General features: G+C 28.7%; 11 protein-coding genes. 2 read left to right on the top strand and 9 right to left on the bottom strand.

The features are described 5' to 3' along the window. Positions 1–342: 342 nt before the first annotated feature. The 9 genes from atpG to Q0J90_RS05615 form a co-directional block, all read right to left on the bottom strand. Positions 343–1,221, bottom strand: a complete 879-nt coding sequence (gene atpG, locus Q0J90_RS05575) for an ATP synthase F1 subunit gamma (protein ID WP_014488895.1) — start codon at positions 1,219–1,221, stop codon at positions 343–345. A gap of 31 nt (positions 1,222–1,252) precedes the next feature. After that, positions 1,253–2,086, bottom strand: coding sequence for a beta-1,6-N-acetylglucosaminyltransferase (locus Q0J90_RS05580; protein ID WP_297276960.1), 834 nt, complete (start codon positions 2,084–2,086; stop codon positions 1,253–1,255). A 6-nt stretch (positions 2,087–2,092) separates the two neighbouring features. Beyond that, positions 2,093–3,592 carry a F0F1 ATP synthase subunit alpha gene (gene atpA, locus Q0J90_RS05585; protein WP_297276961.1) on the bottom strand — a complete coding sequence of 500 codons (1,500 nt, stop codon included), beginning with the start codon at positions 3,590–3,592 and terminating at the stop codon, positions 2,093–2,095. Between the two features lie 30 nt (positions 3,593–3,622). Continuing rightward, positions 3,623–4,264, bottom strand: coding sequence for an ATP synthase F1 subunit delta (atpH, locus tag Q0J90_RS05590; RefSeq protein ID WP_297276962.1), 642 nt, complete (start codon positions 4,262–4,264; stop codon positions 3,623–3,625). Between the two features lie 22 nt (positions 4,265–4,286). Further along, the gene (gene atpH / locus Q0J90_RS05595; protein ID WP_297276963.1) at positions 4,287–4,835 is read right to left on the bottom strand and encodes an ATP synthase F1 subunit delta; all 549 of its coding nucleotides are present in this window, start codon (positions 4,833–4,835) and stop codon (positions 4,287–4,289) included. 27 nt (positions 4,836–4,862) lie between these two features. Then, on the bottom strand, positions 4,863–5,366 hold the full coding sequence (gene atpF / locus Q0J90_RS05600; protein ID WP_297276964.1) for a F0F1 ATP synthase subunit B: 504 nt from the start codon (positions 5,364–5,366) through the stop codon (positions 4,863–4,865). Positions 5,367–5,390: 24 nt separating this feature from the next. Continuing rightward, positions 5,391–5,612, bottom strand: a complete 222-nt coding sequence (gene atpE / locus Q0J90_RS05605) for an ATP synthase F0 subunit C (protein ID WP_028330712.1) — start codon at positions 5,610–5,612, stop codon at positions 5,391–5,393. A 42-nt stretch (positions 5,613–5,654) separates the two neighbouring features. Next, positions 5,655–6,566 (bottom strand): F0F1 ATP synthase subunit A, encoded by a 912-nt coding sequence (gene atpB, locus Q0J90_RS05610; protein ID WP_028330711.1) that lies wholly within the window; start codon positions 6,564–6,566, stop codon positions 5,655–5,657. Between the two features lie 120 nt (positions 6,567–6,686). Next, positions 6,687–7,022: an STAS domain-containing protein gene (locus Q0J90_RS05615; protein WP_297276965.1), complete on the bottom strand. Its 336-nt coding sequence runs from the start codon at positions 7,020–7,022 to the stop codon at positions 6,687–6,689. A 281-nt stretch (positions 7,023–7,303) separates the two neighbouring features. On the opposite strand from Q0J90_RS05615, the gene Q0J90_RS05620 reads away from it, so the two are divergent. Together Q0J90_RS05620 and Q0J90_RS05625 are read left to right on the top strand one after the other, a co-directional pair. Continuing rightward, a complete protein-coding gene (locus tag Q0J90_RS05620; RefSeq protein WP_297276966.1) occupies positions 7,304–8,032 on the top strand; it encodes a TetR/AcrR family transcriptional regulator in 729 nt (242 codons plus the stop codon). A gap of 9 nt (positions 8,033–8,041) precedes the next feature. Beyond that, on the top strand, positions 8,042–9,502 hold the full coding sequence (locus Q0J90_RS05625) for a TolC family protein (RefSeq protein ID WP_297276967.1): 1,461 nt from the start codon (positions 8,042–8,044) through the stop codon (positions 9,500–9,502). Positions 9,503–9,750: the final 248 nt, after the last annotated feature.

The following is a 9,750-nucleotide window of genomic DNA, read 5'->3' on the forward strand; positions in this document are numbered from 1 at the left end:
GCAACAGTCTTTTAAATTTTCTTAGAAAGAAAAGTAATAAATGGAAACGTGAATTATCAATAGTATTAGCAGAGAACTTTCATCTGTTTGAAAATTGACAAAATATATTTGTTTAGGTATATACTAAAAATTTTTAACTTTGTCAACTACTATCCGTAGTGGCAATCGCACAGTATATCATATAATATTATGGATAGTCACTTATACGCGAACGAAGGAAGCACTGTAAAGTGCACGGCTGATTACTAATTATTGTACAAAAATTAAAAAATTTAAAATAAAAAAATACCATCCATAAAATAAATATATGAATGGTATTTAATTTTTTATATACAAAATAAATTATATAGCTTCAGAACCGCCTATAATATCAAGAAGCTCATTAGTAATATGTTCCTGTCTGGCTCTGTTAGCTTTATTTTTAAGATCTGTTAACAATCTTTCAGCATTATCAGTAGCATTTCTCATAGCAATAGCCCTTTCAGCATTTTCTGACAAAAAAGAACTTGTAAGCATAAAATAGAAATATGTTTTAATAGCCATAGGAACAACTTCCTTTAATACATCATCTACATTAGGCTCAATAACATATTCTAATTTTTTCTTTATTTTATGTCCCTCAATATCCTCTTCATCAGGAATCATAGGAATCAAACTTTTGATTTTTGGTATATGTACCACCCTTGTATAATATCTTGTATATATAACCTCTACCCTAGAAGCATTATCAACTGCATATTCATGCATGAAACGCTGAACTACAGTAGCACAATCATCAAAAGTAGATTCCTCATCTATACGAGGATATTTACGTGCTATCGGTATGCCCTGCTTTTCAAAATAAACTTCGCCTTTCTTTCCAAGTACATGAAGCTGAACCTCTCTTCCATGTCTATGATGGTGTCTGATTCTCTCCATAGCCTCATCAAAAATCTTTGTATTATAAGAACCGCATAATCCTCTTGAAGAAGTTACAACAAAAAGTATTATGTTTTTTATTTTCTTTTTTGGAGCAAGCAAAGGATGCACATGATCCATATCGGAATGCGAAAGATCTTCAACTATTCTGTTTAATTTTTGAGTGAAAGGACGCATACCTTGTTCTACTGTTAGAATTTTAGCTGTTCTAGATCTTGCTATCATATCCATAGTTTTGGTTATTTTATGAGTACTTGATACAGCTTTAATTCTCGCTTTCAATACATTAAGTTTCTCTGCCATAATAAAAAACTCCAATATATTAGAATCTTTTTTAATATTCTAAATCTTTATACAACTTATCTATTATATCATTATCAATATTTTCATCAAATTTACGGGCAAATAAATTATCTTTAATATTATTTTTTATATTATCATAATCTTTCATTTGTAAATTAATAGGAGTTCCAACTCCCCATATTAGATATCTTAAACAATCATTTATACAATTATCTTTGAATTCACTATTCATTAATATAGATTGAAAAAAGAATTCATCGCTTCCCCAAGTATAATTAAATCTTTTAAGATAGTTTGGATTATTTTTATCATAATCTAATATATATTCAATAGCATTATTAGTTAAATTCCACCATTGAGAGCCATAATATATATTGTCAGGTGTAGTACGTTTTATAGGCTGAAAATTAGATATTTTTTCACGCATATTTTTGCTAAGTAATTTTCTATATATTTTACCAAAATTATAAGCATTTAATCTAAATGACATTTCTTTATACATACCATCATTACTTTTTATATTTTCAAAAGAAGTAAATTCCTTATCATTATTGTCATCAAAGAACCTAATAATTTCTTTATTAGTTTTCAAAGGTACATCTTGACCGCTTATAAAAACATATCTATCATAATTATTTTTATGAGCTTCTCTAATTAAGAATAATGTTGCTATAACTAAACTTATCCCACCATGATAAGTTTTTATTTCTTTATAAACTTTTACATTATCAAAACTTTTTATATTCAAATTGGCTCTTTTATCTATATGCACATAAATATCAAAATCTTTTTTAAGATGATTAATCAATCTCATTAATTGATTTTGATTTTTATGTGCCGCAATTAAAAAACAAATTTTACTCATACATTATTAAAACTTAGACTTAAACTCTTCTATGATTTTATAAAGTCCGTCCATATCTTCTATATCTTTTTTCTCTCTAATATCATCAAGTATATTCTGCTTATCAGCTCTCATATATTGAAGAAGTCTCCATTCAAATTCATGAACTCTGTCAACTTCAATATTATCCAAGAAACCTTTAGTAGCAGCAAATATAACAATAACCTGTTCTTCAAAAGGTATAGGACTGTATTGCTTTTGTTTTAATAATTCAACCATTTTAGCACCTCTGTCTAATTGTGCCAAAGTAGCTTTATCAAGTCCAATACCAAGCTGAGAGAATGCCTCTAAAGATCTGTAAGAAGCAAGGTCAAGTCTTAAAGTACCGGCAACCTTTTTCATAGCTTTAGTCTGAGCATTACCTCCAACACGGGAAACAGATATACCTACATCAATAGCCGGACGAACACCGCTCATAAATAAACTAGTAAGCAAATATATCTGTCCGTCAGTAATAGAAATAACGTTAGTAGGAATATAAGCAGACACTTCATTATCCTGAGTCTCTATTATAGGAAGTGCAGTTAAAGAACCTCCGCCTAATTCAGCATTAAGTTTTGCAGCTCTTTCAAGAAGTCTTGAATGCAAATAGAATACATCGCCCGGAAATGCTTCTCTTCCAGGAGGTCTTCTTAAAAGTAATGAAATTTGTCTGTAAGCATTAGCCTGTTTAGTTAAATCATCATATATTATTAATGTATCTTTTTTCTTTTCATACATGAAATATTCTGCCATAGCACATCCTGCATAAGGAGCTATATAAAGAAGCGGAGCAGAATCAGCGGCAGTTGCAGCAACTACTATGGTATAATCTAATGCTCCATTCTGCCTTAATGTTTCAACAACACCAGCAACAGTAGAAGCTTTCTGACCTATAGCTACATACACACATATAACATCTTTACCTTTTTGATTTATTATAGCATCAAGAGCAATACTAGTTTTTCCTGTTCCTCTGTCTCCGATTATAAGCTGTCTTTGACCTCTTCCTATAGGAGTCATGGAATCTATTGCTTTAATACCTGTTTGAAGCGGCTGTTTTACTGCCTGTCTGTCAGCAATACCAGGTGCCGGAAACTCAATAACTCTTCTTTTATCTGTTGTTATATCTCCATGTCCGTCTATAGTCACACCTAAAGGATTAACAACTCTTCCTAAAAGTGCTTCTCCTACTGGAACTTCTAATATTCTTTTAAGTCTGGAAACCTTACTTCCCTCTTTAATACCAAAATAATCACCTAAAACTATGGCGCCTACAGTCTCTTCTTCCAAGTTAAAAGCAATACCAATAGAACCGCATTCAAAGAGAATCATCTCATTAGCCATAACATGAGGAAGTCCTATAACCCTAGCTATACCGTCTCCAACTTCAACAACTACCCCTATTTCATTAGGAGTAAAATCAGCTTTATAATTCTTAATCTCTTCTTTAAGAACAGCTGCAATTTCACTAGCTTTTATATTCATAAATCTATTCCCCAAATATAAAAAATATCATTAACCATTATCCGAGATAGAAAGCCCTAATTCTGTAAGTAAATTCCTTATACTGTAATCATAAACTATATCTTCCATCTCAACAATAACTCCGCCTATTATAGATTCATCCACATGAAAAGTAAAATGAACATCTTTTCCTTTTATCATGCTTCTTATATGATCTTTTAAAACTTCTGCTTCCGGAGTATCCTCTATAACAGATGAAGTCGTAATTTTTGCTACTACTATATTATAGTATTCATTACATAAATTCTCATATTCTACTATTATAGCAAATAATATATCTATCAAACCTCTCTCTGTTAAAATAGCAATTAAATTAAAAGTTTCATCAGATATATTATTTTCATAAACCTTTTTAAGCATACTCATTCTTAAATGCACATCGATAAAATTTGACTTAAAAAAATCAAATATATCTTTATCAACAAGCAAAGATGAGTAAACAATATTTAAATCTTTTTTAATGTCTTCTATCTTTCCAAGCTCAGTAGCTGCATCAAACATAGCTTTTGCATAATTTTTAGCACTAGCTTCATTTTTAACAATTCTGGTGAATCTGCTGGCTTTTTCTCTGGTAATTTCTTTAAGAACCTCTTTTTTCAGATTGCTTAAAATATTATCAGTGATAGAATCCATTTTATGCTCCTATAATGCTTTATTATCCGCCATGAGCAAATTTACTTTGCAGCATATTTATTTGATTCTTTACGCTATAATCATAAACTGTGGTGCCGATATGAACTATTATACCTCCTAAGATACTTTCATCTATCTCTTTTTCATAAACTATCTTTTTATTAGAAAAACATTTAACAGTCTTAATAATATTGTCCATAGTTGCCTCATCAAGATTATAAGCAGTTATGATACGAACTCTAACTGTATCATTATAATCATCCATCATATCTTTATACAAAGCTGCAATTTCAGGTAAAACACAAATACTGTCATGTTCAGCCAATATAGCCACAAAAGCATAAGTTTCTTTAGAAAGCAAAGGTTTAAGTTTCTTTTCTATCAGCTCCAATTTATTTTTTTTAGAAATTAATTTATCAAAAAAATATTTCTTTATATCATCGTCATGAAATAACTTAGAACATTCGAAAAGTTCATTATATATTTCTTTTATAAGCCCAAGCTGTTTAGCCAAATCAAATATAGCTGCAGCAGTAGGTCTCAATATTTCTAATTTATCACTTTCTTTCATAATTCCAATTATTTTTCCAAAAAATATTTATTTTATATTATCTTCTTTGTTAGCTTTATTGATAAATTCATTAATTAATGCCTGATTATCTTCTCTGTTAATATTTCTTTTTAAGATAGTTTCAGCCATAACAATAGCAATATCAACAGCCTGTTTTCTTACACTGCTTACTGCCTCTTCTTTAGATCTGTCTATTTCAGAAAGTATTTTATTTTTATTGGCCTCAGCTTCTTCTCTAGCATTATTGATAATTTTATCCCTAACTCTGTTGGCTTCAATTCTGGCATTTTCTATAATAGAACTTGCCTCTGCTTTTGCATTATCAATTTGTTCCCTATACGCAGCCAAAGATTTTTTAGCATTTTCTCTAGTCTTTTCAGCTTCTTCCAAATCTTCTTGAATCTTGTCAGCACGTGCATTTAATCCCTTTAGTATTATTTTCCATGTAGAAGCACCTAATACAGCAAGAACTAGTAAAAATGTAATCCAAGTCCATATTATAATACCAGGATCTATTTTTAAAAGTGCCATACAAATCAATCCCCCAAATTATTATTACTTAGTAAATAATGCAAGTATACAGATAACTAAAGCAAATAAACCAACACCCTCTATTAATGCTGCTGCTATAAGCATAACTGTTTGTATTTTTCCAGAAACTTCAGGCTGTCTAGCAACACCTTCAACTGCTCTAGAACCAATAAATCCTATTCCTATTCCAACTCCTATAGCAGCAAGACCTGCTCCAATTGCTGCACCTAATATAGAAAGCTCCATTTTTTATTCTCCTTTTTTTATTTAATTTTTTAATTTATATAATTAATGCTCATCACTAATAGCAATACCAATATAAACCGCCGATAATAATGAGAATATATAAGCCTGCAAAACTGCCACAAACATTTCAAGCACATATATAAAACTTAAAAATAATATAGCAAAAGGTGAAACAAATAATGTACCAGATAATATTATTAAATACGGTATAACCATCATCATTATATGTCCGCCTGTAATATTAGCAAATAAACGTATAGCCAATGCAAATGCTCTATTAAATAAAGTAATGAATTCCAAAACCCATATTATAGGAATAAGCGGTACCGGAAGACCTTTAGGAACTAATTTTATCCAAAACTTTATTACACCTTTCTTTCTAATTCCAGCAAACATATATACTACAAATACTATTATAGCTATAGCACCTGTAAAACCAATATTTGCTCCTATTCCGCCTGCAATATATGCATAATGGCCATCCTGAGTAGGAAGTTTTATAAGAGCCGGAATTAAACCTAATATATTAGAAAATAATACAAATAGGAATATAGTCATACAAAAAGGTACATATTTCTTTCCCTCTTCTCCTAATGTGGCTCCTATTACATCTTTATTCATATAATCTATTAGAGTTTCTAATACACTTTGCAAATATGTAGGTCTTTTGAAAGGACGTTTTAATTTATGTGCCAAATATTTCATACTGGCAATAGATAATATACCTGCCAATGTTATTAATATAACATGTTTAGTTATTTTAAAATCAAAATCAATATAATGACCCAATTTTATAGGTATAGTATAGAACGGATGGGCTGTATTATCTGTAATCTCTTCCATAATGAAATCATTAATACTTTCAGCACCATAAACAATATTATTACTAAATAAAGCAAAAAAAATCAATACAAATATAAAAAATTTTCTAATTAAAAATAATTCTTTCATAATAAAAATTGCCAACTTAATTTATGAAAACTTTAATTCAAATCATAACTATTAAAGAATTTCAAATAATTTTCTAATAATTTTATAACTATTAAATAAAAAATCAACTATTTTTATTTTTAATTAAAAGTTTTCTAATGCTTCGGTTTCACTCGTAAATATTGGAAAAAAACTAGTGATTTTTGTAAGTTCAAACACTTTTTTAACAGGATCTGTAATCTTTACAATACATATCTTACCATTAACCTTCTTAAATGAACCTAATGCAGAAATAAATACCCCTATTCCGCTGCTATCTATATAATACACATACTCCATATCTATAATTATTTTTTTAGCTCCAAGATCCATCAGCATAAAAATTGCATCTTTCAAGTCTGATGATGTATAAACATCTATATCACCGTCTAACTTAAGTATAACTACATTATTCTCAAGTTCTTTGACAGATATATCCATAAGAAACTCCATAAAACTAGAATTTTATTCTAATACTTTTAAAATAACATAAATAATATTTTTTACAATACCTAATTACAATATTTTTAATAGTATAAAATGTAGTATAAATACAAACAAAATATTAATCTTTTATAAAAAAGTGTAAAATTTAATATATATAATATATTGACAATAAAAATAATTATAATAATATGTATTTTACCAATAAAAACGACATATATGTCATTTTTATTTTCATATTAATTTTTCAAACATGAGGTAAACATAAAAATAATACAATGCCAAAAGTAAATGAAGAATATTTTGAAAATAAGAGGAAAATAATACTAGATGCAGCTATGAGGGTATTTCAGAGAAAGCCGGCATATAGTGTTACAATGAAGGATATTGTTAAGGAATCTAATTTAAGTCAAGGGGGTGTTTATAAATATTATTCAAATATAGATGAAATTGTGGTAGCACTTTTGAATACAAGCACAATAACTGTAAATCCAAAAGACTTTTTAATTGAATATAATGATGATCCTGAAAAGGCTATATTTGAATTATTTGATGCTTTTAGAAAATTTTTCTTTATAACCGCAAAAGAATTTGGAAAAATAATGTTTGAATTGCAGGCAATGTTTTTTAATAATAAAGACAGAATGAAGACTTTAAAAGATAATATAAATAAAGATCTTATACTGCATTATTGGTTTGTAGAATTATTTAATTTTATAGATAGTAAAGTTGAAGAAAAATATTTTAATCCAATAGTTGATACCCATGATATTTATATGCATATGATAGTTACTGTTTCCGGTATAGGAAATGAACTAATATTTGATAAATATTATAACTTGGATAGAAAATTGTACTACTATAAAGGAGTTAAAAAAAATTTAGATGTAAATCTAGACAATTTGATAGATACTTTATATAAAACATTACTAATTTTGCTTGGAAGTAAAAACGTATATAAATATGGTTTCAAAAATTATGAGATTAATACTATTGGTAGCAGATAAGGAGAGTGAATGAGATTAAGTATAAAAATAATTGCATGTTTAATAATATTTATTAATATTTTGAACGCTCAAACTAATACATTGACTTATGCTTCTTATATGGAGGCAATAAGAGATCAAATACCTGAATTAAAAATAAACGCTGTAACAGAAACTAATGCTGAAATGAATTTGTTAAGTGCTAAAAGTTCAGGGGATGTAAATTTATCAGCTCAGATTGGTGCAGCAGGAAAATACGGAAGTTTATCCAGCGGTACCTCAACTTCTACAACAGCAAGTCCTACTGTAGAAGCAACTGGTATACAGGCAGGAATAGGTATTGGTTCTTTAATACCATATACCGGTACAACATGGTCTGTAAATTTAACCCATACTTCATTTATGGGAGGTAAATTATACTACCCTGGAAGTTCTCAGGCAGTAGATTTTAATAATTATCAGCCTTCTTTAACAATAGAAGTAACCCAGCCTTTATTAAGAAATTTTTTCGGTACATTAGATAAATATCCAATAAAAGATGCAGAATATGCACTCGCAATTGCAAAATTACAAAGAAAGCTGGATGATGCAAGCGTTATTGTTTCATATCAAAAACTTTATTATCAATGGATAATGTATGAAAAATTACTTGCTTATTATAGAAATATGTACATTACAGCAAAGCGTTTTGAAAATCAAATGAGAAACAGATACAATAATGGTCTTATAGATAATGATGATTATCAAAATGCTAGAACTCAAACTATGATGTACAGTGATTATTATGCTCAAAACCAAGTTTATTTAGAAACTCTTTTAACTACTATAAGTTTCTTTATGCCTGTAACTAATATAAAACCAGATCACACTACATGGGATGCATATTTAGAACTTGGAAACGGCATGGAAATGGAAGCTGTGCCTTTTGCTGACAGTGTTAATGGACAAATTGCATATCAGTCAAAGATAAGAGCAGAATATACTCTTGAAGCTATGAAAAATGGTACTCTTCCTAATTTAGATTTAGTGGGAAGTGTAAGTTTAAATGGACTTAGTCCTAATAGCGACGGATATTTTCAGTCTTTTGGAAGCATGACAAATGTTGACTTTTTTGCAGGAGTACAATTTTCTTATCCTATAGGAAACAGAGCAAATAAAGCACAATACCAAATGGCTGAAAACTCATTATACGGAATTATTGCTCAATATGATCAGCTGGAAAAAGATTTTAACACACAGCTGCAGTCATATATTTCCGCATTCAAAGCATATAAAAATTTGATAGCAAGCAAGCAGGCTCAAATAAGAGCAATCAACTCAAGAATAAGAACTCAGCTTCAAAAATTGGATCAAGGACGTTTAGAGGTTGATGATTTATTAACATCAAGATTAGATTTAGTAAATACTCAGACTCAGCTTTTAAATCTTCAATATGAGTTTATAACTACAATATTTGATTATAGGGCTTTACTTGCAATTGATTATGAATAAAAAATATTTTTATCAATTTTCATAAGGATTTAAGAAATAATATAAAAATCATATGGAGGTTAATTAAATTATTAGCCTCCAATGAGAAAATCTTTTAATTTTTAATTAATTAAGATAAACAAAAACAGAAATAGGAGATGCAGATATATTATGGAAAAAATTATTGTATACTTTGCAAAACATACTATGCTTGTAAATGTAATCGTACTTGCGGTATTATTTGTAGGCGGATATTATTACTTTAACCT

Source organism: uncultured Brachyspira sp. (assembly GCF_944390595.1).
Lineage (GTDB): Bacteria > Spirochaetota > Brachyspiria > Brachyspirales > Brachyspiraceae > Brachyspira.

What these genes read in the sequence shown, in the direction of transcription:
- atpG (WP_014488895.1), bottom strand. Translation starts at nt 1,221, where the DNA reads ATGGCAGAGAAACTTAATGTATTGAAAGCGAGAATTAAAGCTGTATCA.
- Q0J90_RS05580 (WP_297276960.1), bottom strand. Translation starts at nt 2,086, where the DNA reads ATGAGTAAAATTTGTTTTTTAATTGCGGCACATAAAAATCAAAATCAA.
- atpA (WP_297276961.1), bottom strand. Translation starts at nt 3,592, where the DNA reads ATGAATATAAAAGCTAGTGAAATTGCAGCTGTTCTTAAAGAAGAGATT.
- atpH (WP_297276962.1), bottom strand. Translation starts at nt 4,264, where the DNA reads ATGGATTCTATCACTGATAATATTTTAAGCAATCTGAAAAAAGAGGTT.
- atpH (WP_297276963.1), bottom strand. Translation starts at nt 4,835, where the DNA reads ATGAAAGAAAGTGATAAATTAGAAATATTGAGACCTACTGCTGCAGCT.
- atpF (WP_297276964.1), bottom strand. Translation starts at nt 5,366, where the DNA reads ATGGCACTTTTAAAAATAGATCCTGGTATTATAATATGGACTTGGATT.
- atpE (WP_028330712.1), bottom strand. Translation starts at nt 5,612, where the DNA reads ATGGAGCTTTCTATATTAGGTGCAGCAATTGGAGCAGGTCTTGCTGCT.
- Q0J90_RS05615 (WP_297276965.1), bottom strand. Translation starts at nt 7,022, where the DNA reads ATGGATATATCTGTCAAAGAACTTGAGAATAATGTAGTTATACTTAAG.
- Q0J90_RS05620 (WP_297276966.1), top strand. Translation starts at nt 7,304, where the DNA reads ATGCCAAAAGTAAATGAAGAATATTTTGAAAATAAGAGGAAAATAATA.
- Q0J90_RS05625 (WP_297276967.1), top strand. Translation starts at nt 8,042, where the DNA reads ATGAGATTAAGTATAAAAATAATTGCATGTTTAATAATATTTATTAAT.